Source organism: Streptomyces sp. NBC_00122 (assembly GCF_045160845.1).
In the GTDB taxonomy this organism is placed as follows: Bacteria; Actinomycetota; Actinomycetes; order Streptomycetales; family Streptomycetaceae; genus Streptomyces.
Window position 1 is genome coordinate 5,425,611 of record NZ_CP108191.1, and the last position, 26,712, is coordinate 5,452,322.

The 26,712-nt window shown below is 71.7% G+C and carries 17 protein-coding genes; 14 read left to right on the forward strand and 3 right to left on the reverse strand.

From position 1 onward, the window contains the following. Positions 1 to 44: 44 nt before the first annotated feature. The gene (locus OG737_RS25095; protein WP_328928411.1) at positions 45 to 1,127 is read right to left on the reverse strand and encodes a Gfo/Idh/MocA family oxidoreductase; all 1,083 of its coding nucleotides are present in this window, start codon (positions 1,125 to 1,127) and stop codon (positions 45 to 47) included. A gap of 312 nt (positions 1,128 to 1,439) precedes the next feature. Here OG737_RS25095 and OG737_RS25100 point away from each other — a divergent pair, with 312 nt between their 5' ends. The 6 genes from OG737_RS25100 to OG737_RS25125 all read left to right on the forward strand — a co-directional run bounded on the left by OG737_RS25100 (position 1,440) and on the right by OG737_RS25125 (position 11,660). Next, positions 1,440 to 2,339, forward strand: coding sequence for a glycosyltransferase (locus tag OG737_RS25100; protein WP_405922004.1), 900 nt, complete (start codon positions 1,440 to 1,442; stop codon positions 2,337 to 2,339). Between the two features lie 112 nt (positions 2,340 to 2,451). Further along, positions 2,452 to 3,861 (forward strand): MFS transporter, encoded by a 1,410-nt coding sequence (locus OG737_RS25105; RefSeq protein WP_405922005.1) that lies wholly within the window; start codon positions 2,452 to 2,454, stop codon positions 3,859 to 3,861. Next, positions 3,858 to 4,871, forward strand: coding sequence for a TolB family protein (locus tag OG737_RS25110; protein ID WP_405922006.1), 1,014 nt, complete (start codon positions 3,858 to 3,860; stop codon positions 4,869 to 4,871). The genes OG737_RS25105 and OG737_RS25110 overlap by 4 nt, the downstream gene beginning before the upstream one ends. Before the next feature lie 100 nt (positions 4,872 to 4,971). After that, on the forward strand, positions 4,972 to 6,768 hold the full coding sequence (locus OG737_RS25115) for a VanW family protein (RefSeq protein WP_405922007.1): 1,797 nt from the start codon (positions 4,972 to 4,974) through the stop codon (positions 6,766 to 6,768). Between the two features lie 111 nt (positions 6,769 to 6,879). Continuing rightward, the gene (locus OG737_RS25120) at positions 6,880 to 9,567 is read left to right on the forward strand and encodes a SpoIIE family protein phosphatase (RefSeq protein WP_328928416.1); all 2,688 of its coding nucleotides are present in this window, start codon (positions 6,880 to 6,882) and stop codon (positions 9,565 to 9,567) included. 143 nt (positions 9,568 to 9,710) lie between these two features. Next, positions 9,711 to 11,660 (forward strand): FAD-dependent oxidoreductase, encoded by a 1,950-nt coding sequence (locus OG737_RS25125; RefSeq protein WP_328928417.1) that lies wholly within the window; start codon positions 9,711 to 9,713, stop codon positions 11,658 to 11,660. 67 nt (positions 11,661 to 11,727) lie between these two features. Here OG737_RS25125 and OG737_RS25130 read toward each other — a convergent pair whose 3' ends face one another. Next, on the reverse strand, positions 11,728 to 13,698 hold the full coding sequence (locus OG737_RS25130; RefSeq protein ID WP_405922008.1) for a CASTOR/POLLUX-related putative ion channel: 1,971 nt from the start codon (positions 13,696 to 13,698) through the stop codon (positions 11,728 to 11,730). 553 nt (positions 13,699 to 14,251) lie between these two features. On the opposite strand from OG737_RS25130, the gene OG737_RS25135 reads away from it, so the two are divergent. From OG737_RS25135 to OG737_RS25150, 4 genes are all read left to right on the forward strand, one after another. Then, on the forward strand, positions 14,252 to 14,491 hold the full coding sequence (locus tag OG737_RS25135; protein WP_328928419.1) for a hypothetical protein: 240 nt from the start codon (positions 14,252 to 14,254) through the stop codon (positions 14,489 to 14,491). A 97-nt stretch (positions 14,492 to 14,588) separates the two neighbouring features. Next, positions 14,589 to 15,395 carry a hypothetical protein gene (locus OG737_RS25140; protein ID WP_405922009.1) on the forward strand — a complete coding sequence of 269 codons (807 nt, stop codon included), beginning with the start codon at positions 14,589 to 14,591 and terminating at the stop codon, positions 15,393 to 15,395. Then, positions 15,392 to 17,671 carry an NHLP family bacteriocin export ABC transporter peptidase/permease/ATPase subunit gene (locus OG737_RS25145; RefSeq protein ID WP_328928421.1) on the forward strand — a complete coding sequence of 760 codons (2,280 nt, stop codon included), beginning with the start codon at positions 15,392 to 15,394 and terminating at the stop codon, positions 17,669 to 17,671. The genes OG737_RS25140 and OG737_RS25145 overlap by 4 nt, the downstream gene beginning before the upstream one ends. A gap of 130 nt (positions 17,672 to 17,801) precedes the next feature. Continuing rightward, entirely contained in the window at positions 17,802 to 20,600 is a 2,799-nt protein-coding gene (locus tag OG737_RS25150) for an NHLP bacteriocin export ABC transporter permease/ATPase subunit (RefSeq protein ID WP_328930468.1), read from the forward strand. A 258-nt stretch (positions 20,601 to 20,858) separates the two neighbouring features. Here OG737_RS25150 and OG737_RS25155 read toward each other — a convergent pair whose 3' ends face one another. Further along, positions 20,859 to 22,238: a hypothetical protein gene (locus OG737_RS25155; RefSeq protein ID WP_328928422.1), complete on the reverse strand. Its 1,380-nt coding sequence runs from the start codon at positions 22,236 to 22,238 to the stop codon at positions 20,859 to 20,861. Positions 22,239 to 23,329: 1,091 nt separating this feature from the next. Between OG737_RS25155 and OG737_RS25160 the strand changes: the two genes are divergently transcribed. The 4 genes from OG737_RS25160 to OG737_RS25175 all read left to right on the forward strand — a co-directional run bounded on the left by OG737_RS25160 (position 23,330) and on the right by OG737_RS25175 (position 26,603). Beyond that, complete coding sequence (locus tag OG737_RS25160; protein ID WP_266614042.1) at positions 23,330 to 23,992, forward strand: hydrolase; 663 nt, start codon at positions 23,330 to 23,332, stop codon at positions 23,990 to 23,992. Between the two features lie 5 nt (positions 23,993 to 23,997). Next, positions 23,998 to 24,504, forward strand: a complete 507-nt coding sequence (locus tag OG737_RS25165; protein ID WP_266614040.1) for a DoxX family membrane protein — start codon at positions 23,998 to 24,000, stop codon at positions 24,502 to 24,504. Between the two features lie 93 nt (positions 24,505 to 24,597). Beyond that, entirely contained in the window at positions 24,598 to 25,176 is a 579-nt protein-coding gene (locus OG737_RS25170) for a DNA starvation/stationary phase protection protein (RefSeq protein ID WP_328928423.1), read from the forward strand. Next, a complete protein-coding gene (locus OG737_RS25175; protein WP_328928424.1) occupies positions 25,176 to 26,603 on the forward strand; it encodes an NAD(P)/FAD-dependent oxidoreductase in 1,428 nt (475 codons plus the stop codon). Before OG737_RS25170 ends, OG737_RS25175 begins: the two co-directional genes overlap by 1 nt. Positions 26,604 to 26,712 lie beyond the last annotated feature (109 nt).

Here is a 26,712-nt window from a genome sequence, read left to right on the forward strand (position 1 = left end):
GCCGGCGATCGCCTTGCCGGCGGGCCGCGCCCGTCCGTGAACGGTCAGCGCCCGGTGCGCAGTCCGACGACCGCACCGCGGAACTCCAGGCTCCGGGAGGCCGCTTCGAGGATGTCCAGCACCTGCAGTCCGGCCCGGCCGTCGGTCAGCGCCGGCCGCCCCGTCCTGATCGCGGCGGCGAACTCCTCGACCATGCTGCGCAGGGCCTCCTTCTCGCCGAGCGCGGGCGCCACCATGTCGCCGCTCCGGTAGGAGACGAGCATGTCGCGGCGCTCGTCGGCGCCGATCTCCTGCGGGGCGGTCAGGTCCACCCCGCGGTCGAACACCGCCACGCGCTGGGCCGGGTTGAGGTCGTCCCACACCAGGGTGCGCTTGGACCCGCCGACCATGGTGGTCCGTACCTTCGTCGGGGACAGCCAGTTGACGTGCACGTGCGCGATGGCGCCGGTGTTGAGCTGGAGCGTCAGGTAGGCCACGCAGGACTGCCCGGCCCCGATCGGGTCGGCTCCGTGCGCGGCCACCGCGACCGGCCGGACGTGGTCCGGGAGGATGAAGTCGAGGACCGAGAGGTCGTGCGGGGCCAGGTCCCACAGGACGTCGATGTCCTTCTGGACGAGCCCGAGGTTGATCCGGACCGAGTCGAAGAACTGGATGTCGCCGAGTTCGCCGGAGCGGACCATCTCCCGGATGCGGCCCACGGCCGGGGTGTAGCAGTACGTGTGGTCGCACATCAGCGTGAGACCGCGCTCCTCGGCCTCGGTCACCAGCCGCAGCCCGTCCTCGTACGTGGCGGCCAGCGGCTTCTCCACGAGGACGTGCTTTCCGGCGCGCAGGGCGGCCAGCGCCACGTCCAGATGCGTACCGGCGGGGGTGGCCACGGCGACCGCGTCGACGTCCGGGTCGGCGAGCACCTCCGCGTAGTCCGAGGTCGCCCGGACCGTCGAGTACCCGCCGAGCACCTGCCGGGCCCGGTCCTCGTTCAGGTCGCAGAGCCAGCGGAGCCGGAACTCCGGCGTGGACTGGAAGTTGCGGACGAGATTGGGGCCCCAGTAGCCCGCGCCGACCACGGCGACGCCTAATGCCTCGGTGGCCCCCCGGCCGGCGACGTCCTTCGCAGTGTCCTTCACAGCGTTCCCCTTCGCTCCGCGAAACACGCCGACTGGCGTGTCGACAACTCATGGCCGGGGCGCGTGTGATGGAGGGGAACGCCGTCGACGGCGGGCGGGACGCCCCCGCGTCCCATGCGTGACCCGCTCAACGGTGATGGCCCCCCACAACCGATGCTCTGCGTAATGCGCGTACTTCAGCCCCCCGGCCGGCTGCGTGTTCCCCCAAGCAGCCGAACCCGTAACGACGGTCAATCTAGTCCACCGGGCGTACCCCCGGGGAGAGTTGACGGAATCGCCCGGCGCCGGTGTTCGAGCGTGCATACTGCCCGGGTGACCAGCATCGTGATACCGGCCCACAACGAGGGCCGGGTCATCGGCCGCCTCCTCGACGCGCTCCTGGCCGACGCCTCCGCGCCCGGGCCCGACATCGTCGTCGTGTGCAACGGCTGTACGGACGACACCGCCGAGGTGGCGGCCGCGCGCGGCCCCCGTGTACGGGTGGTCGAGATCCCGACCCCCTCCAAGCACACGGCGCTCCGGGTCGGGGACGAGCACGCGCGGGGCTACCCCCGCCTCTACGTCGACGCCGACGTCGTCGTCGGGGCCGCCGACGTACGGGCCCTGACCGGTGCGCTCGCCGGGAGCCCGGACCTGCTCGCCGCCGCCCCCGGCCGGGACATCCCGCTGACCGGCTGCGCATGGCCGGTCCGGGCGTACTACCGGGTGTGGCAGCGCTTGCCGGCCGTCCGCGAGGGCCTGTTCGGCCGGGGGGTCATCGCCGTGACCGAGCCGGGGCACGAACGGCTCGCCGCGCTGCCCCCGCTGATGGCCGACGACCTGGCCGCGTCGCTCGCCTTCGGGCCGGGGGAGCGCCTCGTGGTCGAGGCCGCCCGGGTCGTCGTCCATCCGCCGCGCACCTGGTCCGACCTCGTCCGGCGGCGGATCCGCGCGGCGACCTCCTCCGCCGAGTACGAGCGCTTCCAGGCCTCGCGACGGGCCGACGCCCCGGCGTCGCCGTCCGCCCCGTCCGCCCCGTCCGCCCCGTCCGCGCCGTCCGCCCGCACCGGCACGGCCGATCTGCGCGCCCTGCTGCGGGCCCAACCGGGGCTGCTCCCGGGGGCGGTGGTCTTCGTCGTGGCGGCACTCGCCGCCCGCAGGGGTTCCCGCAAGGCCATCCGCGATCAGGACTTCTCCACCTGGCTGCGGGACGAGAGCAGCCGGCAGAACTGAGCCGGTGATCGGCCGGATCGCCGCGAACCCACCACCGTTGGCCCGTACGACCACTATGTTTCCACTCGCACGTTCGAGTGTCCGAGACCGTCGCCACCGGGAGCGCCTGAGCATGTACCTCGCGGACCGCTCCGCCCCCGACGGGTCGAAGACCGCGCCGGACCGCGACAGCGTCCCCAAGCCTGGACGGACCCCCGCGGTCGCCTCGGCCGTCCTCGCGCTGGGTACGGTCAGCATGATCACCGACATCTCCTCGGAGATGGTCACCGCCGTGCTGCCCCTGTACCTGGTCGCGGGTCTGGGCCTGAGCCCCCTCGGCTTCGGCGCGCTCGACGGCGTCTACAACGGGGTCAGCGCCCTGGTGCAGCTGACCGGCGGGCACCTCGCCGACCGGGTCCGCAACCACAAGCTGATCGCCGGCATCGGCTACGGCCTGTCCGCCCTGTGCAAGCCGCTGCTGCTGCTCGCCCACAGCCTGGGCCCGGTGGGTGTGGTCCTCGCCCTGGAACGCACCGGCAAGGGCCTGCGCACCGCGCCGCGCGACGCGCTGATCTCCCTGTCCACCCCGGCCGAGTTACAGGGGCGCGCCTTCGGTGTGCACCGGGCCATGGACACCACCGGGGCCCTGCTCGGCCCGCTCGCCGCCTTCCTCATCCTGAGCGCGGCGATCGACGGCTACGACGCGGTCTTCGGCGTCAGCGCGTGCGTCGCCGTACTCGGCGTCGTGGTGCTCGTGCTCTTCGTACCGTCCGGTGGCGGCGACGCCCCCCGGCCCCGGCACCGGCCGAAAAAGGGCGGCGCCGGCCCGGAACCGGCCCCCGCGGGCCCGCGCGAGGCACTGGCCCTGCTGCGCCTGCCCCGGCTGCGCGCCCTGGCGGTCTGCGCCGCCCTGCTGGGCCTCACCACCGTCAGCGACGCCTTCGTCTACCTGCTGCTGCAGGAGCGCGCCGGCATCGGCGAGCGCTGGTTCCCGCTGCTGCCGCTGGGCACCGCCGCTGTATTCCTGCTGCTGGCCGTCCCGGCGGGAGCCCTCGCCGACCGGATCGGGCGGCGCACCGTGTTCCTCACCGGGCACGCCCTCCTGCTGGCCGGGTACGGACTGCTGCTGTGGGCCCCCGACTGGTCGGCCCTGCCCTACCTCGTCCTCGCGCTGCACGGCATGTTCTACGCCGCCACCGACGGAGTGCTGCCGGCGGCCGTCGCCGCCATCGTGCCCCGGCAGCTGCGGGCCACCGGCCTCGCCCTGGTCGGCACCGGCCAGGCGCTGGCCCGCTTCGGCTGCTCGCTGGCCTTCGGCGGCGCGTGGACGCTCTGGGGCGCCGCGCCGGCCCTGTCCCTCGCCGCGGCGGGCCTGCTCTGCTGCGCGGCCGTCGCCGGCTTCGTACTGCGACCCGATCGACCCGACCCGGACGGCACCGCCCCCGACCCGGACGGCACCGCCCCCGGCCCGGCCGGCCCGACCGGCCCGAAGGACCCGACGGACCCGACCGACCCGATCCCACGCCCGCGAGGAACCCGATGACGCTGTCACGCCGCCTGCTCGTACTCACCGCGGCCGTGCTGCTCCTCGGGGGTCTCGCCGCCGCACTGGTACTGCGTGCCGCCGCGCGCGGCGAGGCTCCGCGGCCGGGCGGCCCGGCCGTCGCGGCGGGCAGCGTCACCCTCGGCCCGCAGGACCGGCTGGCCTTCCTGGGCAGCGCGCCGGGCCCGCACCGCGGCGCCCTCGCCTCGGTCCCGGCCGGGACCCCGCAGGCCGCGCGCACCGTCTCCGACCTCACCTGCCAGCGCTTCTACGCCGCCGCGGGCACCGGTGTGTGCCTGCGCTCCACGCCGGGCGCGCTCGCCCAGGACAACCGGGCCCTGATCGTCGACGCCGACCTGCGCACGCTGCGCAGCTTCCCCCTCGCCGGCACGCCCAGCCGGGCCCGCGTCTCGCCCAGCGGCCGGTTCGCCGCCTGGACCGTCTTCGTCGCCGGAGAGTCGTACGGCGCCGCCTTCTTCTCCACCCGTACGGCGATCGCGGACATCCGCAGCGGAGCCCTCGAACCCGACCTGGAGAAGTTCACCATCCTCATGGACGGCCGGGAGTACAAATCCGGGGACGTGAACTACTGGGGTGTCACCTTCTCCAAGGACGACGACACCTTCTACGCCACCCTGGCCACCGCGGGACAGACCCACCTGGTCAAGGGCTCGATATCCCGGCGTACGGTCACCACCCTCGCGCAGAACGTCGAGTGCCCGTCCCTGTCCCCGGACGAGACCCGGATCGCGTACAAGAAGCGGGTGCAGCGCGGCGCGTCGCTGTGGCGCGAACACGTCATGGACCTGGCCACGCTCCGCGAGCACCCGCTCGCGGAGAAGCACAGCGTGGACGACCAGGCCGTCTGGCTGGACGACCGGACCCTCGCCTACGGCCTCCCGGCCGAGGGAGCCCCCGACACCACGGACCTGTGGACGGTCCCCGCCGACGGCAGCGGCACGCCCCGCCTGCTGGCACCGGGGGCATCCTCCCCGTCCCGCCTCGGCTGATCTTGGTCCACTTCGTGACAAGAGTTACATCCGCCCCCGAATGCCCCATTTTCGATGAATCATTATTTCCCGGAATCGTCGTATACAGGCCGGGAGAGACATGGGACGCGCGGGCAGCTGGATGAGTGACTGGCGGATCGCTCTGCCGGTGGCAGGCGGAGCCGTCGTACTCGGACTGGGCGGCCTCTACGTCACCGGTCTCGTGGCCGGTGGCGACATCGAGGCCGGCACCCGGGTCCATGGGGTGGACATCGGCGGGATGAGCAGGGCGCAGGCACGTCAGGCGCTGACCCGGGAGCTCGGCCCCACCGCCGCGGCGCCGGTCGCGATGAAGATCGGCGAACGCGTCGAGAAGGCCGATCCGGCCGAGCTCGGGCTGTCCCTCGACACCGCCGCGACCGTCGACCGCGCCGCACGCAAGGGCTACGGCCCCGTCACCGTCATCGGCGGTCTCTTCGCCTCCGGCAGCAGGGACATCGAGCCCGTGGTCCGCGTGGACGAGGCGACCGGCCGCGCCGCGGTCGACCGGATCGGCCGGGCCGCCGGGCAGCAGGTCCGCGACGGATCGATCGCGTTCGAGAAGGGCACGGCGAAGGCCGTCGCCCCGCTGTCCGGCGTCTCCCTCGTCGGGGACCGCGCCGTCGACACCCTCCGTGACGCGTACCTGCGGGCGGGCGCCGGCCCCGTCGTGATGCCGGTCGAGCAGACCCAGCCGCGCGTGGGCGCCGAGGAGACCGGACGGGCCATGCGGCAGTTCGCGGAGCCGGCGATGTCGGGGCCCGTCACGCTCACCGTCGCCGACAGGCGGATATCCATAAGCCCCGCCGTCCTCGGCAAGCACCTGGCGATGAACTCCGACGACCAGGGCCGCCTCGTGCCGTCCCTCGACTCCAAGGGCCTGCTCACCGACCCCGCGGTGGCCCGCCCGGTCGAGGACGCCACCCAGGCCCCGCGCGACGCCGCGCTCGGCCTCGCCGCGGACGGCCGCGTGGTCCTCGGGGACCACGGCCGTACGGGACGCCAGGTCACGGACGCGGCGCTCGGCCGGGCCGTGCTGCCGCTGCTGACCCGCACGGGCGCGGCCCGCAGCGCCGAGGTCGCCACCGTGGCGGTCCAGCCGGACCTCACGAGCGCCGAGGCCCGGCGGCTCGGCATCAAGGAGAAGGTCTCCTCCTTCACCGTCGCCTTCCCGGCCGCTCCGTACCGCACCACCAACATCGGCCGCGCCGTGCAGCTCATCAACGGCTCCGTGGTCCTTCCGGGGCAGGAGTGGAGCTTCAACCGGACGGTCGGCGAGCGCACCCCGGAGAACGGCTTCGTCGACGGCATCATGATCAATGACGGCCAGTACGTGAAATCGCCCGGCGGAGGGGTCTCTGCCGTCGCCACCACCATGTACAACGCCATGTTCTTCGCCGGCCTGAAGCCCGTCGAGCACGGAGCCCATTCCTTCTACATCGAGCGCTACCCCGAAGGCCGCGAGGCCACCGTCGCGTGGGGCACCCTCGACCTGCGCTGGATCAACGACTCCGGGCACCCCCTCTACATCCAGGCCGAGTCCACCGACACGTCGCTGACCATCACCCTCCTCGGCACGAAGAAGTACGACGAGGTCAAGGCGACCAAGGGGCCGCGCACCAACATCACGCCGCCCGGCAAGCGGACGGGCAGCGGACCGACGTGCGAGGTCCAGACCCCGCTCGAAGGCTTCGACGTGTCCGTCGGCCGTGTCTTCGTCCAGGGCGGCCGGGAGGTCAAGCGCGAGGAGTTCAAGACCCACTACACGCCGCGCGACGAGGTCACCTGCACCCCGGAGGGCGCGCAGACCCCCAAGACCGGAGAAGCCCCGAAGGCCGGGGAGACCCCGCAGACCGGCCGGACGGGCGTGAAGGTGTGAGCCGACGGGTGACCGTCCGGGTGCGAAGTGTGCCGAACGGGAGCTTTGGGAGCCCGGAAGTGCTACAAATGGGTTCGTGACCATTCCTCGCCACCCGTGCCGGGCACGTCGGTGCGGTCACTCCTAGGCAGCAAGTTCAGGAGCGTCGCCGGACAGGTCTTCGTCCTCCAGGTGGCGATCGTGGTGTTGCTCGCCGCCAGCGCCCTCCTGGCCCTGGTGCTCCAGTCGCGGCACGACATCGACCGGGAGGCACGCAACCGGTCGGTCTCCGTCGCGCAGACCTTCGCCCACCAGCTCGGTCTGCAGGACGCGCTGAAGACGCCCAACCCGTCCTCCGTCCTGCAGCCACTCGCCGAGACGACGCGCAAGGCCGCCGGCGTGGACTTCATCGTGGTGATGGACACCCACGGCATCCGGTACAGCCATCCCCAGCCGGAGCGCATCGGACAGCGGTTCGTCGGCACCATCGAGCCCTCCCTGGCCGGACACACCTACACCGAGAGCGTGGACGGCCCGCTCGGCAAGGAGATCCAGGCGGTCGTGCCGGTCACCGCGCCCGACGGCAAGGTCGTCGGCCTGGTGTCGGCGGGCCTGACGGTGAAGAACGTGACCGGTGTCGTCGACCGCCAGCTCCCCGTCATCCTGCTGGCCATCGCGGCCGGCGTGGCCCTGGCCACCGCCGGCACGGCACTGATCAGCAGACGGCTGCGCCGCCAGACCCACGGGCTGGGCACGCAGGAGATGACCCGCATGTACGAGCACCACGACGCGGTGCTCCACGCCGTCCGCGAAGGGGTGCTGATCACCGACGGTGAAGGGCGGCTGCTGCTGGCGAACGACGAGGCCAAACGGCTGCTCGGCCTGCCGGAGGACGCCGAGGGACGCCGCATCGGGGACGTACCGGGCCTGGACCGCCCCATGGCCGACCTGCTGCTGTCCGGCAGGGAGGCCACCGACGAGGTGCTGGAGAGCGGAGACCGGCTGCTCGTGGTCAACCAGCGGTCCACCCACCCCGGCGGCCGTCCGGAGGGCTGCGCGGTCACCATCCGCGACTCCACCGAGATGCAGGTCCTCACCAGCCGGGCCGAGACGGCCCGCAGACGCCTCAAGCTCCTGTACGACGCGGGTGGCGACATCGGCACCTCCCTCGACGTGGTGCAGACGGCCGAGGAACTCGCCTCCGTCGCCGTCCCCCGCTTCGCGGACTTCTGCACCGTCGACCTGGCCGACCCGGTGCTCGGTGGCGACGAACCCGGCCAGGTCACCGACATGCGGCGCACGGCGGTCAGCGGCATCCGCTCCGACCACCCGCTCTACCCCCTCGGCCGGCTGATCGACTTCCTGCCGTCCACCCCGCAGGCACGCGGTTACGGCACCGGACAGGCGGAACTGGTCCCCGACCTGTCCGACGCGCCGGGCTGGGTCGCCCAGGACCCGCCGCGCGCCCGGGCCATCCTCGACTACGGGATCCACTCGCTCATCGCGGCCCCGCTCAGGGCCCGGGGCGTCGTGCTCGGCGTGGTCAACTTCTGGCGGTCGGAGAAACCGGAGCCCTTCGACGAGGACGAGCTGTCGCTGGCCGAGGAACTCGTCGCCCGCGCGGCGGTCAGCATGGACAACGCCCGCCGCTACACCCGCGAGCACGCCCTCGCGGAAACGCTCCAGCGCAGCCTGCTGCCGCGCGCCCTGCCCGAACAGAGCGCCGTGGACGTGGCGCACTTCTACCTGCCCGCGCAGTCCGGAGTGGGCGGCGACTGGTTCGACGTGATCCCGCTGCCCGGCAGCCGGGTCGCGCTGGTCGTCGGAGACGTCGTCGGGCACGGCCTGCACGCCGCGGCCACCATGGGGCGGCTCCGTACTGCGGTCCACAACTTCTCCTCGCTCGACCTGCCGCCCGACGAGATCCTCGCCCGCCTCGACGACCTGGTACAGCGCATCGACCACGACGCGGTCAGCGACGGCGTGACCGGCGGCGTACTGGGCGCGACCTGCCTGTACGCCATCTACGACCCGGTGTCCCAGCGCTGCACCGTGGCGCGGGCGGGCCACCTGCCGCCCCTGCTGGTCGCTCCCGACGGCACGACGGAGATCATGGAACTGCCGGCCGGACCCCCGCTGGGGCTGGGCGGCATGCCGTTCGAAACCGCGGAGTTCCACCTGACCGAAGGGAGCCAGCTCGTCCTCTACACCGACGGGCTGGTCGAGGAGCGGACCCGGGACATCGGAGAGGGGCTGGAGCTGCTGCGCGGGGCGCTGAGCCATCCCGACCGGGACCCCCAGGAAAGCTGCCGGGCCGTGCTCGACCTGCTGCTGCCGACCCGGCCGGCCGACGACGTGGCGCTGCTCATCGCGAGGACGCGCACCCTCGGTGAGGACCGCGTCGCGCAGTGGGACGTGCCGTACGAGCCGAGCGCGGTCGGCGCGGTACGGAAGGCGGCGGCGGAGAAGCTCGAAGAGTGGGGCCTGACGGAACTCGTCTTCGCCACCGAGCTGATCCTCAGCGAACTGGTCACCAACGCCGTGCGGCACGGCAGCGCTCCGGTACGGGTGCGGATGCTGCACGACCACGCCCTGACCTGCGAGGTGTGGGACGGCACCAGCACCGCCCCGCACCTGCGGTACGCCGCCACCACGGACGAGGGAGGGCGCGGACTGTTCCTGGTGGCGCAGCTCAGCGAGCACTGGGGCGTCAGATACACGCCCGACGGCAAGGTCATCTGGGCGGAGCAGGCACTGCCCGGTTCCTCCGACGGGGCGGAACCCGACCTCTCGGCCTTCCTGGACGTGGACCCCCTCTGACGGCGTGCTCCCGCGGCCCGCCGCCAGCCGTACGAAACCCAGTTCGTCAGCGCAGGGCGGTCCGCGACCCACGTCCGGGTGGTTGTTCGCCCGCCCACCGTTTTTTGATCGTCCGGGCCCGGGCGGGCGGCAAGAGTTGCCCCATGATCACTGATCCCCTTGCCACCCCCGCACCCTCGGACGGGCCCGCACCCGAGCCTTCCCGCAGGCCTTCCCGCCGTACCGTCATCGCCGGCGCGGCCGCGGTCGCGGGAGGCGGCGCCCTGACGGTCGCCGCCGCTTCCGCCGAGACGCCGAAAGCCGCGCCCGGCGCGGCACACGCCGACTGGGACACCTGCCTCACCATCGCCCGGGCCATCCTCGTACGGGACGAGCAGGACCAGCCCCTGGTGCCGCGCTACGCGGACATCCTCCTGAAGAACGGACTGCCCCGGTCCCGGGCCCGCAGGAAGGTGCTGATCGTCGGCGCCGGGCCCGCCGGGCTCACCGCCGCCCACCTGCTGCGCGAGGCCGGGCACCAGGTCACCGTCATCGAGGCCAACGCGAACCGGGTCGGCGGCCGGATCAAGACCTTCCGTGCCGGCGGCCACGAGAAGTCCGCCGCGCCCTTCGCCGACCCGAAGCAGTACGCCGAGGCCGGGGCCATGCGCATCCCCGACAGCCACCCGCTCGTCACCGGGCTGATGGACGGCCTCGGCCTGAAGCGCCGGCGCTTCCACCTGGTCGATGTCGACGGGGCCGGTCGCCCCGCGTACCGGACATGGATCTACGTCAACGGCATCCGTACCCGCCGGGCCGACTACGCGCGCGGCCCGCAGGCGGTCAACCGTTCCTTCGGAGTGCCGAAGGCCTACGAGTCCGTGCCCGCCGCCCAGATCGTCCGGGACGCCTTCGCTCCCGTACGCAAGGAGATCGAGGGCAAGAAGGACAAGGAACTCGTCGAGGGCTGGGCCCGCGTCATCCAGCACTACGGCCACATGTCGATGTACCGGTACCTGACGGAGGTGGCGGAGCTCGACGAGCGGACCATCGACCTGATCGGAACGGTCGAGAACCTCACCTCCCGCCTGCACCTCGCCTTCGTGCACAGCTTCATCGGGGCTTCGCTGATCAGCCCCGACACCGCCTTCTTCGAACTGCCCGGCGGCACGGCCACGTTGGCGGACGCGCTCTACGCCCGGGTCAAGGACCTGGTACGGCTCGACCGGCGCGCCACCCGGATCACCCATGGCGAGGGCAAGGTCACCGTCGACACCGTGTCCGAGGGCCGCGGCGGCAGCCCCGTACAGCGCGAGACCTTCACCGCCGACACCGCGATCATCACAGTCCCCTTCTCCGGACTGCGCCACATCCCGGTCACCCCCGCGCTCTCCTACGGCAAGCGGCGCGCGGTCACCGAACTGCACTACGACGCCGCCACGAAGGTGCTGCTCGAATTCAGCCGCCGCTGGTGGGAGTTCGACGAAGCCGACTGGAAGCGGGAGCTGGAGGCCGTGAAGCCCGGCCTGTACCGGAGGTACCAGCTCGCGCAGACCCCGGAGGCCGGGGGGCTGCTGGGCGCCCACCCCTCCGTGCCCAAGGGCCACATCTCCGATGCCCAGCGCGCCCACTACGCCGCCTGCCGCGCGGTCACCCGCGACCAGCCCGAAGCGGCCGGCGTCATCGGTGGAGGCTCGGCGACCGACAATCCCAACCGCTTCATGTTCCAGCCGTCCTACCCGGTCGAAGGCAGCGCCGGCGGGGTGGTCCTCGCGTCCTACAGCTGGTCGGACGACGCCCTGAAGTGGGATTCCCTGGACGACGACGAGCGGTACCCGCGCGCCCTGGCGGGCGTCCAGGAGGTGTTCGGGCAGCGGATCGAGGTGTTCTACACCGGAGTCGGCCGCACCCAGTCCTGGATGCGCGATCCGTACGCCTACGGTGAGGCGTCCGTGCTGCTGCCCGGCCAGCACACCGAGCTCTTCCCCCATGTCCGCAAGGCCGAGGGCGACCTGCACTTCGCCGGGTGCCACACCTCCATCAAGCCCGCGTGGATCGAAGGAGCCCTGGAATCCGCGGTACGGGCCGCGCTGGAAGTCCACTCGGCGCAGTGAGCGGCTGAGGGCCGCGCCGGCCGCCGCCCGAAGCCAGGGCGTCGGCCGGAGCGGCCGCGGCGGTACGTCAGCTCTCGGCGAGCACGATCAGCCAGTCGCCCTCGGCGAACCGGATCCGCTGCCGCTTGTCGGGGTTGATGCTCACCCCGTAGGCCGGGCCCGTGGACATCTGTCCGCGCAGCCGGTAGCCGACCGCGCACTCGCGGCGGCGGCGTGCGGACTCGACGACCGTGGCGAAGGAGACCTCGCGACCAGCCCGGACGTAGTCCGAGACCGGTTTGAGGTAGAACTCGTGCCCCTCGGCGTCGAACAGCTCCTGGAACACGTCGGCGAGGTAGCTGCTCTCCGAGATCTGGGTCATCAGGAGACTGATGAGCCTGCCGCTCACGATGAAGTCGGCTCCCACGCGGGCGGGGGCGAGGAGCCGGTTGCCGTCGTCGGACATCTCGGTGGTGAGCGCGAGTTCCCGGCGTGCGGCCGCCCCGATGGCCCGCAGGTGCAGCAGCGTGACCAGCGTCCGGTCGTCGGCCAGCGCCTCCGTGTCCATGTCCGTCGCCGACGACGTCGCGGTCGTCGGCCCCGTCGCCGTCCGGGATGTCAGGGACGGCGCACCCGCGGCCACCGGGTCCGTTTCACCGATCACGATCACGCTGTCGTACGACGGCACGTCCAGCTTGGCCAGGACGAGCGGGTCGGTGACGTCCCCGCTGTGGAAGGTCACTTCGAGATGGTTCAGGGCCGCCGCGATGTCACCGTCGCCGCCCGTCGCCGCCCGCTCGCCGAGCGCCACGACATCCAGGGTGGTTCCGGGGCTCACGTACTGGTCGAGCTGGTCCACGATGAGCGGAGCCCGGCGGTTCCAGCCGAGCAGGAGCAGGCGTTCGGCCACGGGGACCCTGCTCTCCGCCGTGACGATCGCCTCCTCGTCGACGCAGGAGGCCACGTCCAGCTGTACGGCCGTGTCGTCGTCCTGGGAGATGACGATGATCCGGTCGCCCGCGCCGATCGCCGTGGCGGGGTCCGGATTGAGGGCGACGCCGCCGTCGGCCCGCAGCAGGCCGACCACGGCGGACGTGGCGAACGACAGCAGGGCCTCGCCGAAGGTGCGTCCCGCGAGCCCCTCGGCGGGGGTGGTGTAGAACTCGTCGCCCTCGAAGTCCAGCAGTTCCTGGTAGACGAGCGAGAGGCCGGGCTGGCGCGCGGTCTGCACGAGGAGCCGGGCGACGATGTCGTCGACGCACAGGACGTGCCCCGTCGGCCCTGCGGCCAGCCTTGCGGTCATGTGGTTGCGGGTGTCACGGACCGCGGCGACCACCACCACGTCACCCGCCCCGGGGACGGCCGCGTCGAGGGCGAGCAGGGTCTTCACGACATGGGCGTCACCGCCGTCCCCGGCGGGAGGCAGGACGAGAACCGCCTTCGCGGTCCGCGGGCTCACCCGGCGCAGCTCGGTGGGATCGGTGGTGCTGCCGCTGCGGCAGATGATCCGCGTCCTGCCACGGCCGGTGACGTGGGCGCAGATGTCGTCCTCCATTTCCACCTTGTCCTTCGGGGCGAGCACCGCGATGACCGACCGGCGCTGGTTCGCGTGGGCGGCGACCAACTCCCCGATCACCGGGAACACCTGGTCCGACCAGCCCAGCAGGACGGTGTGCCGTGCCTCCAGCACGGTGGAGTGGCCGCGGCGCAGCGACATGATGCGCCGGTTGATGCCCGTGGTGATCAGGCTGACCAGGGTCGACACGAACAGCAGGGCGACCAGGGCGAGGGACACGGAAGCCAGGACGTAGAGCGGGGAGCCGACCGCACCCCCGATCTTCAGCGTCTGGCCGACGCTGACCCACACCGCCGTGAGTCGGCCGGAGAGGGTGCCCGGGGCGGTCCGGTCGGACCAGACGAGGACCGTGCTCGCCGGGATGACGACCGCGAGGCAGGCCAGGGCGAGCCAGCCGATGAGCGCGGTGGTCCCGCCCGCGACCAGATGGTCGAACCGGTACCGCAGCCGCAGCCGGAGGGACGTCGTGTGATCCTGCGTCACGAAAGCTCCCGAGCATGAGACGACGTACCGGTCGGGCGGCTGCCCGCCACCTCGGGACTCACAGTAGGGAACTCCGCGGGACTAGCCCCCTCGAAGGCAGCCGGCCTCACTCAGAGGTATGAACGATCTACGGGGCAGGGTGCGAGGAGCAGGGGCGCCGAGGCGGCTCGTGGCGGGACTCCGGCGTACACCCGGTGTGACGAGCCGGTCACCCCACATGCCTTCGGAAAACCTGCACATCGTGTGTGTGACCGCTCCCGCCCGTTTTCACAGTTCACCCGCAGGCAGGTCACCAGCCCAGCGCTTGGCGGGTGTTCGTCCCGTTTGATCCCGGGCGGGTGGCGGACGGCGCATATCTGTTACTCGATCTCGCGGAGAAGTTGTCACTATTCGGTGAATGAAGTTGCACGACGGCAGTCGGAGGTGGCCGCCCGCCCCATGAGGAGGCGTCAACAGGATTGGCCTGCTCGCCCGTTCGCGTGCTTTCATCTTGCGCACCGCGGCAGTCGAGAAATGACGGCCGCGCATTTCCCCCCAATGAAAGGTGCGCGTAATGCGTAACGACCTTGAGACCCGTGAGATGGCCGACTCCGAGCTGGACGCCGTCTCCGGTGGCATCGTCAGCATCCACGGTGGCCTGGCCGGCGCCGTGACCAGCGACGTCAGCAGCGTCGTCGGTGTCGTGGGCTCCCTCGACACCGTCCAGGCCGCGACCGGCCTGGTCTCCCACGTCCCCGGCCTGGTCTCGGGCATCACCGGCGTTTCGGTGAACACCGGTCGCGCCGGTCTCTGAGCGGATATCGCATGAACCCCGGAGCGTCCCCCACGGCTCCGGGGTTCATGCCTGCCCGCGCGCCCGACCTATACGAATGCAGTTGAAGGAATAGTCCGTGCAGTTTCGTCAAAAGGCTCTTTCCAAGCTGCAATCGCCCGAAGAACTCGATTTGCCCGTGCGCTTCGCACGCCCGCAAGGGCGGCTCGTACTGGCCGTCACGGTCGTCGTCATGGCCGCCGCGACCTTCTGGGCCCTCACCGGCACCGTGTCCGCCAAGCTGAGCGCACCCGGCGTCCTCACCCACGCCGAGGGGGCCTACGTACTGCAGAGCCCGGTCGCCGGACAGGTGACGGCGGTCCTCGCCGAGGAGGGCGCGCTCCTGCCCCCCGGCGCACCCCTGCTCAACGTCCGTACGGAGCAGGGCGACCGGCCGGTGCGCGCGGTGACGGGCGGCCGGCTCACGACACTGTCCGCCACCGTGGGTTCGGTGGTCGCGACCGGCGCGGACGTGGCGATCGTCGAACACGTGAAGGACGCGGACGACCCCCTGATGGCCGTCGTGTACGTGCCGGGCGGCAGCGGCTCGACGATCGCCGTGGGCGCCTCGGTCGACCTCGACGTCCAGTCGGCCCCCCGGAACCGCTTCGGCATGCTGCGCGGCCGCGTCAAGACGGTCGGCCGCGCGCCTCAGACGGTGGCGCAGATCAGCGGCTTCCTCGGCGACAGAGGACTCGCCGAGCAGTTCGCCAGGCAGGGCAACCCGGTCGCGGTGCTCGTACAACTGGAGCGCTCCACCGCCACCAGGTCCGGCTACAAGTGGTCCTCCGCGGACGGCCCCCCGTACGCCCTCGACTCCACGACCCCGCTCACCGCCACCGTCCACCTCGCCGCGCAGCGCCCCGTGGACTGGCTGCTGCCATGACCGCGTCGCAGACCGGGACACCTCCCCGGGCACCCCAGCTCCCGCCCGTCGGACACCGGCGGCGCGGCTCCGAGCCCAAGGGCGGCACCCGCCGCAAGTCCGCGCCCGCCCCCAGGGGCAGGACGCCCCGCCCCGTCCGCACGCCCACCGTGCTGCAGATGGAAGCCGTGGAGTGCGGAGCCGCCGCCCTGGCCATGGTGCTGGGCCACTACGGCCGCTTCGTCCCCCTGGAGGAGCTGCGCATCGGATGCGGTGTCTCCCGCGACGGCTCCCGCGCCAGCAACCTCCTCAAGGCCGCCCGCGGTTACGGGCTGCAGGCCAAGGGCATGCAGATGGACCTGGCCGCCCTCGCCGAGGTGAGCGCCCCGGCCATCCTCTTCTGGGAGTTCAACCACTACGTCGTCTACGACGGCATGGGCCGCCGCCTCGGCCGCCGGGGCGTGTACATCAACGACCCCGGCAAGGGCCGCCGGTTCGTCCCCATGGAGGAGTTCGACACCAGCTTCACCGGTGTCGTGCTCACCTTCGAACCCGGCGAGGGCTTTCGCCGCGGCGGCCGCAGGCCGAGCGTCCTGGGTGCCATGCCGGCCCGTCTGCGCGGCACCTCGGGCACCATGGCCGCCGCCGTCGTCTCCAGCCTCCTGCTGGTGGCCGTCGGCGCGGCGGGGCCCGCCCTGAGCCGCACGTACATCGACATGTTCCTCATCGGGGAGCAGACGTCCCTGCTGGGCGTGCTGTTCGCGTCGATGGCGGTCACCCTGGTGCTCACCGGGACGCTCACGGGGCTCCAGCAGGCCAATCTGCTGCGCGGGCGCATCATCTCCTCCACCCTGGGCAGTGCCCGCTTCCTGCGGCACCTGCTCAGGCTTCCGGTCGCCTTCTACTCCCAGCGCAACCCGGCCGACCTGGTCCAGCGCCTGCAGTCCAACGACGCCGTCGCCGAGACCCTCGCGCGGGACCTGGCCGCCGCGGCCGTGGACACCGTCGTGGTCGTGCTCTACGCCGTGCTGCTGTGGACGTACGATCCGCAGCTCACCGTCGTCGGCGTGATGATCGCGCTGCTCAACGTGGTGGCCATCCGGACCGTGATGCACCTGCGGGCCACCGGTACCCAGAAACTGCGCGCCGAGAGCGCCCGGCTGACGAACACGTCCTACAGCGGCCTCCAGCTCATCGAGACGATGAAGGCCACCGGAGGCGAGAACGGCTTCTTCCGCCGCTGGGCGGGACAGCACGCGGTCACCCTCGACGTGCAGCAGCGGCTCGGCGTGCCCAGCGCGTGGCTCGCGATCGTCGCACCCACGCTGGCGGCGCTCAACAGCGCGTTGATCCTGATGATCGGCGGACTGCGGGCGGTGGAAGGGCATCTCACCGTCGGTCTGCTCGTCGCCTTCCAGGCCCTGGTGACCAGCTTCACCGCGCCGATCTCCCGGCTGGGCGGCGTCGCCGGACGCATCCAGGACTTCGCGGCCGACGTGGCCCGCCTCAAGGACGTGGAGAACTTCCCCGTCGATCCGGTCTTCTCGCGCCGCGAGCCCGCCGCCCACACCCGCCGCCTCACCGGCCACGTGGAGCTGGACAACGTCACCTTCGGCTACAGCCCGCTGGACGCCCCGCTGCTCAAGGACTTCTCGCTGTCGGTCGGCCCGGGGCAGCAGGTCGCGCTCGTCGGCGGCTCCGGCAGCGGCAAGTCCACCGTCTCACGGCTGCTGTCGGGCCTCCACACGCCGTGGCAGGGGGCGATCCGCATCGACGGGATGCGGCTGGAGGACATCCCCCGCAGCGCGCTGGCAGCCTCCGTGTCCTTCGTCGACCAGGACGTCTTCCTCTTCGAGGGCACCGTCCGCGACAACGTGACGCTCTGGGATCCCTCGATTCCGGACGAGGCCGTCGTCGCAGCGCTCCAGGACGCCGCCGTCCACGACGTGGTCGCCCGCCGCCCCGGCGGCATCCACAGCAGGGTCGAGCAGGACGGCCGGAACTTCTCCGGCGGCCAGCGCCAGCGTCTGGAAATCGCCCGGGCGCTGGTCAGGCGCCCCAGCGTCATGGTCCTCGACGAAGTGACCAGCGCCCTGGACGCGGTGACCGAGCAGACCGTCATCGACAACCTGCGGCGCCGCGGCTGCGCCTGCGTGGTCATCGCCCACCGGCTGAGCACGGTGCGCGACAGCGACGAGATCGTCGTGCTCGACCGGGGCACGGTCGTGGAGCGGGGGCGGCACGAGTACCTGGCCGCCGCGCAGGGCCCGTACGCCGAACTGGTCAAGGAGCACTGAGGTGACGTACCCGGACCAGACCCCGTACTCAGCCCCGGGCCAGGCCCCGTACCCGGCCCCCGACCAGGCCCCGTACCGGACGCCGCACGGCTGGGCCCCGGGCCAGGACGCCGACCCGGTCGTCGCCGCCCTGGGCGCCCTCGGCTCGCCGGTCGACTGCACGGGCGTGCGCAGCCTGTCGCTGGAGGGCCCGCACGTGCTGTGGCTCGTCGTGCGGGGCGAGCTGGACCTCTTCGCCGTCGACGCCGCGCAGGCCGGGCACTGGCACTTCCTGGGCCGGCTGGGGGCGGGCACCCTGCTGCTGGGCCCGGCCGACGGCCCCGAGCACACCCTGGTCGGCCGGCCCGTGCAGGGCTGCCTGCTGCGCCGTATCGAGCTGCGGGAACTGCCCGGCCCCGGGCACGGCGTCGCCTTCCAGCAGCAGTGGGCCGACCACACGGGGTACGGCGCCCCCGCGGACCGGCCGAGCCCGCTGGAGGACGCGTTCGCGCGCGGGCTCGGACGAGGGCTGCGGGTGCTGTACCAGGCACCGTTGGACGGCCGCGCGACCACCGAGCGGGGCCGGGCCGACGACGACATCCTGTGGATGCAGATCACCCCCGGCAGCGTGCAGTACGGCGCCGTGTACGAGGAGGGCACGGCCGGCACCCTCCTCGTCGACGCGGCGATGTGGCAGGGCATGGTCGATCAGCAGTACCGGCTGCTGTACGCCCTGGACCGCTCGATCGAGCAGCTCGGGCGCGCCCACGAGGACCGCATGGCGGCCGGGATCGAGGCCGGGCAGGCGGCCCGTACCCAGGCGGACCGGACGCTGCTGGCCTCCATCGACCGCTCCGGCGGCCGCTCGCGCCACTGGGGCGCGAGCGTCGACGCCACCTTCGCCGTGTGCTGCCTCGTGGCCGACGAGGCCCGCATCACCCTGTCCGAACCGGGCGAGGCCGACGCCGCCTCCGAGCGGACCGACCCCGTCGAACGCATCGCGCTCGCCTCGCGGATACGCACCCGCGCGGTCGGACTCGGCGGGCAGTGGTGGCGGGAGAACAGTGGTCCGCTGGTGGGCCGGCGCGAGAAGGACGGAGCCCCGGTCGCCCTGCTGTGGCGGCGTGGCGGATACGAGGCGGTCGACCCCGCCACCGGCACGCGCCGGCGCATCGGCAGGGCTGACGAGGCCGACTTCGAACCACGCGCCGTCATGTTCTACCGACCGCTGCCCGACGGGCGGGTGGGCCTGCCGGCGCTGCTGCGCTTCAGTCTTCGCGGCACCCTGCCGGAGCTGCGCAGCCTGCTCCTGGGCGGGCTGGTCGCGGTGGTCCTGGGCGCACTGGTGCCCATCGCCACCGGCCAGGTGCTCGGCCGGTACGTGCCCAACGCCGAGAACGGCCTCATCGTGCAGACCGCGCTGGCCCTCATCGCCACCGGCGTCGTCTCGGCCGCCTTCATGCTCCTGCAGAACATCTCCATCCTGCGCATGGAGGGCCGCATCGAGGCCACCTTGCAACCGGCGGTGTGGGACCGGCTGCTGAGGCTGCCGGCGAAGTTCTTCGCCGGCCGCTCCACGGGCGAACTGGCCGGCGCGGCCATGGGCATCAGCGCGATCCGCAGCGCGCTGTCCGGTGTCGGACCGGTCTGCGTACAGGCGGGCACGGTCGGCGCGATGAACCTCGGGCTGCTGCTCTTCCACAGCGTGCCGCTGGCGCTGGCGGCGGTCGGCATGCTGGTCGTCATCGCGGCGCTCTTCCTGGGCCTGGGCCTGTGGCAGCTGCGCTACCAGCGCCGGCTGATCACGCTCAACAACAAGCTCAACAACCAGGCTTTCCAGACCCTGCGCGGGCTGCCCAAACTACGCGTCGCCGCGGCCGAGAGCTTCGCCTACGCCGCCTGGGCCCGGGAGTTCGCCCGTACCCGCGAGCTGCAGCAGCGCATCGGCCGGATCCAGAACGTCATCACGGTGCTGGGCGCGGTGTACCTGCCGCTGTGCACGCTGGTGATGTTCGTCCTGCTGGCCGGGCCGGCCCGCGGCGTCATGTCCGCCAGCGAGTTCCTCACCTTCAGCACCGCCCTGACGATGCTGATGTCCTCGGTCACCCAGGTGACCGGCGCGCTCATCTCGGCGGCCGCGGTGCTGCCGATGTTCGAGCAGGTCAAGCCGGTCCTGAGGGAGCTGCCCGAGGCGGGCCGCACCAGTACCCGGCCGGGCGAGCTGACCGGCGCCGTCGAGGCCATGGCCCTGTCCTTCCGCTACACGGACGACGGCCCTCTGATACTCGATGACGTCAACGTCGCGATCGGAGCAGGTGAGTTCGTCGCGATCGTCGGGGCCAGCGGATGCGGCAAATCCACCCTGCTCCGGCTGCTCATCGGCTTCGACAAGCCGGCCTCCGGCAGCGTCCTGTACGACGGCCAGGACCTGGCGGCGCTGGACCAGGCGGCCGTGCGCCGCCAGTGCGGCGTCGTCCTGCAGAACGCCCAGCCCTTCACCGGCCCGATCCTCGACTGCATCCGCGGCGCCGGGACGTTCTCGCTGGAGGAAGCCTGGGAAGCCGCCGCGATGGCGGGCCTGGCCGAGGACATCAAGGCCATGCCGATGGGCATGCACACCATGCTGTCCGACGGCGGCGGCACCGTCTCGGGCGGCCAGCGCCAGCGCCTGATGATCGCCCAGGCCCTCATCCGCAAGCCGCGCGTCCTGTTCTTCGACGAGGCCACCAGCGCGCTGGACAACGAGGCCCAGCGCGTGGTCATCGAATCGACCCGCACCCTGAAGGCCACCCGCATCGTGATCGCCCACCGGCTCTCCACGATCATGGACGCCGACCGGGTGATCGCCATGTCGGACGGCCGCGTCGTCCAGCAGGGCCCTCCCGCCGAACTCCTCGCCGACACCACGGGCCTGTTCCACGAACTGGTCCGCCGCCAACTCAGCGGCTGACCCCGCGCGCCGCCTGCCGCCGGGGTGGCGTCCCTGTAAGGAGCCGTTCACGCCGACGCAAAGCAGATGATGCTGCCGTCCGCCATCAGGGTCGCCCTGGCCGGGCCCCGCTTCCCCAGGCCCGTCAACGCGACCCCGCCCGCGGAGAACGTCTCGGAGGCAGGGCGGCCACCAGGGTCCGCAGGTCAACGCGGTGGCCGGCCGCCGTGGCTGCTGACTTAGCAACAGCCCTGGTCGGGGCGGGGAACGCGGTCGGGTTCAGGGGAGCGGGCGCTGAGCCTGAGCCTTCCTCATGAGTTCCGCGAACGGTGTCTCCGCAATCGAGCCACGCACGAATGCGAGACCGTACCAGTCCTCACCATGCTTCAGGTCGGGCTTAAAGATCTTCTTTTCGCCCCGCCGCGACACATCCACAAAGAGATCCGGAGCGCCCTTTGCATACACCCACCAGACCGTCACGCGCTCCCAACCTCGAGTCACGTTCAGGAGCTGAGTACTGCTGGAGATGCCGGACTGATATCTGATGTAGGGATCGGCGGGCCCGGGAGGATCTTTGTCCTTGCCTTCCTTTTTGAGTTCTTCCCTCCCCTTTTCGGACGCCTCGTAATCGGCGGTCATCGTCAATCTGTCTTTCCTGATCACATACGTCTGGGTCTCGACTCTCACTGCTTCATGGTTAAGCTTGTCGGGGTGGAGGATCTCGGCGACCACATCAATAGAATATTCCTCCCCCGGAACCAACGTCCGCCCCGGAGGCTCGATGAATTCGCCAGGTTTGATGACCCGGTATTCGTCCTTCGGATCCTTCGCGATCCTGACCTTGATCCAGTAGATGCTGCCGAGCACATAGACCGGGACCTGGCCGGCGTTTTTGATGTGCAGGCGGACCCGCAGGTACATCTCCCCGCTCTTGTCCAAACTTGGTGTCCCAAATTCAGCCGTACTCTGCACCAGCGGCTGCGCCACAGAAGGTGCGTAGACCAGCCCATATCCCAAGTTGATGACGACAAGGAGAGAGGAGACGATCGCCCCGATCGCAATTCGCCCAGGATAGCGAAGCCCCTTCCACACCCGGTCGCGCCACGCAAGCACCCACAGGGCCCAGAAAGACCAGAGCGCGAGGGCTATCCAGATCATCATGTACCACGGATGCCACCGGTAGTGGATGTGCATCAAGAGCAGCCCCGAACTGACGGCAAAGGCGACCGAGACTCCGAGCAGCACGACCGGCCCCGATTTAGCCATCCTCCACCGGCCCCAATAGGCGATTGCGGCCAACAGGCCCAACAATTCCACCAGGGCCAAGGTGAGCAAAAGAAACCCTGCCATTCTCCCGGCGAAGCTGAGGGCATCAGCGGCGTCCTTTATGCCGATCCCGGCAAGCACGCATGCAGTCCCCAGGAGGCCGGCTGCCACGGCGATGCCAGTTATGTGTCGAAGCGGCGAGCGACCCGGCCAGACAGTGTTGTCTCCGCCGAGCCAATGGATGTCATCCTCGAATGTCAGACCAGCCTGACACAGGACTTTCTGCAGTTCTTCGGGGGAGCGCGCCTCGCCGACGGGCTTGCCGTTGATCAAAACCTTCCGCAGGCCGCTGTCCTCGGGTGGTCCCACGGCTACCGCAGGGGCGTTCTTCATGGCACCAGCCTGCCGCCGCACCTGGGCGAACGCCCCTTGACCGCGCCTCCCGGGAGCGCCTCCCGTGCGGTAACGGGGCCCCAGCCGTCACCCGAATGGAGTAACAGGGTGCACACCTCGACACCGTGCGGGGGGAAGCTGGTGACGACCGTGTCGCTCGTCCTTGTCGGAGGTCCCGATGCGTACACGACTTCTCGGGTTCACCGCCGCCGTGATACTGGCCGCTCCTGGCCCCATTGCCCCTGCTGCGCACGCTGCCGTGGTTGCACAGACTGCGACGCCCAGCGTCGACCCGAAGGCATGCGAGGAAGGCAAGGGGACTGTGGAGTATGAGTCCTCCGACGGTTCGTGGGTCTGCATCGGCGGCAAGCACGACGGCAAACCCATCGCCTGAAGCAAAAAGCTAGCCTGGGTCGGGGCCGGCCAAGGGGAGGGTGCGCCAAACGATTCTCGTACTCGCCGCTGCGGTCCCGGCGTACGGCCGCTCTCACCCGGCGCAGCGACCCCGAGCAGTTTCAGCTGGGCCTGGTGACCGCGGGCGAGATGTGGACCTCGCAGCGGGGGAACGACCCGGAGCCGGGCCCCCGGCGGCCTGGTGCTCTGGGGCACCTCCCGACCCCAGGAGGGCCGGTGCGTACAGCCGGGGCGGCGTCATCGAGGCCACCGTCCTCCAACTGCCGTGCTTCGCCCTGCCCCTGCGAATTTGCTCGTTTCCGGGGCTTTCACCGTGACGCCGTCCTACGCGGTCGACTCTCCCCAGCCGCTCCCCGAGGCGGCTTCATTCTCCCCGGATTCTCCCCGGCCGCGGCCCGTTCCTGGCGGTGTTTCCGTTGGTGAGGCGGCCCTTCGTTGGGTTGGGGTGTGGTTACGCACCGTTTCGGAGGAGGCTTGGGGCGAGTGTGCCGGCGTCGCGACCTTGCGCGTTCGCGCCCGTGACACTGCGCGGCTCTGGTCCTTGACCGGTTGTGCGCTGTCGTGCCAACTCCTGGGCGCAGGAGGTCAACGCGGTCGGTCGGGTCGTTCGTAGCTTGAAGAAGTGCCGAGCCGCGGAGGCGGCAGGCACGATACCGATTGCTTCGAGAGGACCCCTCATGTTCGACATCACCAAGGTGCAGGCCGCCCCGAGCAAGGATCTGCTCACGCCCGACAACTCGGTCATGCTCTTCGTGGACCACCAGCCGCAGATGTTCTTCGGCACCGGGAGCGGCGACCGCGCCGCGATCATCAACAGCACCGTGGGTCTCGCCAAGGCGGCTCAGGCCTTCGATGTGCCGGCCGTCCTGACCACGGTCGCCGCCGAGTCGTTCTCCGGGCCGCTGCTGCCCCAGCTCGCCGAGGTGTTTCCCAAGCACGAGGTGATCGACCGTACGACCATGAACGCCTGGGAGGACGAGGCGCTCGTCGCGGCGGTCAAGGCGACCGGGCGCAAGAAGATCATCCTGTCCGGCCTGTGGACCGAGGTCTGCCTGGTGCTGCCCGCGCTGTCCGCGCTTGAGCAGGGATACGAGGTGTACGTGGTCTCCGACGCCTCCGGTGGCGTCAGCCCGGCCGCCCACGAGCACGCGCTGCAGCGGATGATCGCCGCCGGCGCGGTGCCGGTGACCTGGGTACAGGTGCTCCTGGAGCTGCAGCGCGACTGGGCGCGCCAGGAGTCGTACGGCGCGGTCATGGAGATCGTCAAGGCCCACGCGGGCGCTTACGGCCTGGGCGTCGTGTACGCGCAGAGCGTCATCGGCGCGCACGCCGCCGGCTGACCCCTGTGGACACCGGCATTCTGATCCTGCGTCTGCTGGTGGGACTGCTCGTGGCCGGCCACGGTGTGCAGAAGATCAGCTCGCACCTGGGCGGCAAGGGACTTGAGGGCGGTACCGAGGAGTTCCGCGCCGACGGCTTCCGCGGCGGTGCCCTCACCGCCCTGGCGGCGGGCGGCGGCCAGATCGGGTCGGGTCTGCTGCTCGCGGCCGGCCTCCTGACCCCGCTCGCCGCGACCGGCGCCATCGGGGTCATGACGGTCGCGCTCACCGTGAAATGGCGCCACGGGCTCTGGGTGCAGAACGACGGATATGAGTACCCGCTCGTCCTCATCGGCACCGCCGCCGCCCTCGCCGCCACCGGCCCCGGCGCCTGGTCCCTCGACGCGGCCCTCGGCCTCACGCCGTACCCGCTGTGGTGGGCGGCCCTCGCGCTCGTGGCCGGTCTCGGCAGCGGGCTCCTCACTCGGCTCGTCCTGCACCGGACTGCCGCCCCGGCGATCGCCGAGCGCTGAGCGCGAGCCGCACAGACCGGGTCCGGCCGTCCGCGTACCCCCCGACCGGGCGGCCGGGCCCTTCCCACCTTCTCTCCCGAACAGGAGCACTCGATGGACACCCTCACGACCCCGCACGGCGGCGGCCAGCCGCTGCTGCACCAGAAGGGCGCCGAGACCCAGGCGTTCGGCACGCTCAAGCAGTTGCCGATCGGCCTCGGCCACGACACCCGCATGTACGCCTGCCAGCGGCTGAACCGCGTCCTCGCCGACACGCAGATCCTCTACTCCCTCTACAAGAAGCACCACTGGCTCATGCGCGGGGCGACCTTCTACTCGCTCCACCTGATGCTGGACAAGCACGCGGAGGCCCAACTGGCCATCGTGGACGCGCTGGCCGAGCGGGTCCAGAGCCTCGGCGGCGTCGCCGTCGGAGACCCGCGTCACGTCGCGGAGCTGACGTCGATCCCCCGGCCGCCGGACGGCGTCGAGCCGGTGCCCGTCATGCTGTCGCGGCTCCTCGACGCGCACGAGCGGATCCTGATCGACGCCCGGGACGCCGCCGCCCGGCTCTCCGGGGAGGGCGACGAGGGCAGCGCCGACCTGCTCGTCTCCGATGTCATCCGCACCGGCGAGGCGCAGGTGTGGTTCCTGGCCGAACACCTGGTGGACACCCCACTGGTGCACGGCTGATGGAGGACACGTACGACGTCGTCGTGGTCGGCGGCGGGCCGGGCGGCGAGGTCGCCGCAGACCGGGTCGTCCGGTCGGGGCTGACCGCCGTCGTCGTCGAGGCCGACGCCGTCGGCGGCGAGTGCTCCTACCGTGCCTGCGTCCCGAGCAAGGCCCTGCTGCGACCCGGCGCCGCCCGGGCGGAGGCCCGCTCGGTCGACGGGGCCCGGCAGGCGGTCACGGCGGCACTCGACCCGGCGCGCGTCCTGGCCCGCCGTGACCGTTTCACCGGGCGGGGCGACGACACCGGCCAGGCCCACTGGCTCGACGGTGCGGGCATCGCGCTCGTACGGGGGCACGGACGGCTCGCCGGTGAGCGCCGGGTGGAGGTGACGGGGGCCGACGGCACGGTCCGTACCCTGCGGGCCCGGCGCGCGGTCGTGGTCTGCACCGGCACGGAGCCCGCCCTTCCGCCGGTCGAAGGGCTCGACCGGATCGGTGTGTGGACCAGCCGGCAGGCCACCACGGCCGACGCGGTGCCCGAGCGGCTCGTCGTCATCGGCGGGGGAGTGGTGGCCTGCGAGATGGCCACCGCGTGGCGCTCGCTCGGCTCCTCCGTCACCCTGCTGGTCCGCGACCAGGCCCTGCTGACCGGCTGGGAGCCGTGCGCCGGCGAAGAGGTCGCCCGGGGTCTGAGCGATCTGGGCGTCACGATCCGCTTCGGGGTGTCGGCCGTCCGGGTCGCCCGTGACGAGGACACCCGCGCGGTGACCGTGGACACCGACGACGGCACCGCCCTCGTCTGCGACGAGGTCCTCGCCGCCGTCGGCCGGCGCCCGCGCACCGCAGACCTCGGCCTGGACTCCGTCGGACTGGCGGCACGCGACTGGCTCCCGGTCGACGACACCTGCCGCGTCACGGCAGTCGAGGGCGACTGGCTCTACGCCGTCGGCGACGTGAACCACCGTGCGCCGCTGACCCACATGGCCAAGTACCAGGCCCGCGCCTGCGCGGCGGCGATCGCCGAGCGAGCCGCGGGGCGCCCGGCCGTCACCGGAGGCTGGCAGCCGTGGAGCGCGGAAGCCGACCACATCGCCGTCCCGCAGGCCGTCTTCACCCGTCCCGAGGTCGCGAGCGTCGGTCTCACGGAACGCGCGGCACGCGAAGCGGGTCTCGCGGTACGCACGGTGGAGTACCGCATCGACGACGTCGCCGGCGCCGCGCTCCACGCGGACGACTACCGCGGCCTCGCCAAGCTCGTCGTCGACGAGACCCGAGGAGTCGTCGTCGGCTGCACGCTCACCGGCCCCCTGGCGACCGAACTCGTCCACACCGCAACCGTGGCCATCGTGGGCGAGGTCCCCCTGGAGCGCCTGTGGCACGCCGTGCCCGCCTTCCCGACGGTGAGCGAGGTCTGGCTCCGGCTCCTAGAGGCGTACGGCCTCTGAGGCGAGGCCCCCGCCCGACCGCCGCACCCGCTCGGCCCAATCGGCGCACCCTCCTGCCCGACCGGCGCACCCCCGCCCGCCCGAGCGCACCCGAATGCTTCACCACCCG

Excerpts from the sequence above, each read along its gene's own strand:
- OG737_RS25105 (WP_405922005.1), top strand. The coding sequence starts at position 2,452 with ATGTACCTCGCGGACCGCTCCGCCCCCGACGGGTCGAAGACCGCGCCG.
- OG737_RS25110 (WP_405922006.1), top strand. The coding sequence starts at position 3,858 with ATGACGCTGTCACGCCGCCTGCTCGTACTCACCGCGGCCGTGCTGCTC.
- OG737_RS25115 (WP_405922007.1), top strand. The coding sequence starts at position 4,972 with ATGGGACGCGCGGGCAGCTGGATGAGTGACTGGCGGATCGCTCTGCCG.
- OG737_RS25125 (WP_328928417.1), top strand. The coding sequence starts at position 9,711 with ATGATCACTGATCCCCTTGCCACCCCCGCACCCTCGGACGGGCCCGCA.
- OG737_RS25135 (WP_328928419.1), top strand. The coding sequence starts at position 14,252 with ATGCGTAACGACCTTGAGACCCGTGAGATGGCCGACTCCGAGCTGGAC.
- OG737_RS25145 (WP_328928421.1), top strand. The coding sequence starts at position 15,392 with ATGACCGCGTCGCAGACCGGGACACCTCCCCGGGCACCCCAGCTCCCG.
- OG737_RS25155 (WP_328928422.1), bottom strand. The coding sequence starts at position 22,238 with ATGAAGAACGCCCCTGCGGTAGCCGTGGGACCACCCGAGGACAGCGGC.
- OG737_RS25160 (WP_266614042.1), top strand. The coding sequence starts at position 23,330 with ATGTTCGACATCACCAAGGTGCAGGCCGCCCCGAGCAAGGATCTGCTC.
- OG737_RS25170 (WP_328928423.1), top strand. The coding sequence starts at position 24,598 with ATGGACACCCTCACGACCCCGCACGGCGGCGGCCAGCCGCTGCTGCAC.
- OG737_RS25175 (WP_328928424.1), top strand. The coding sequence starts at position 25,176 with ATGGAGGACACGTACGACGTCGTCGTGGTCGGCGGCGGGCCGGGCGGC.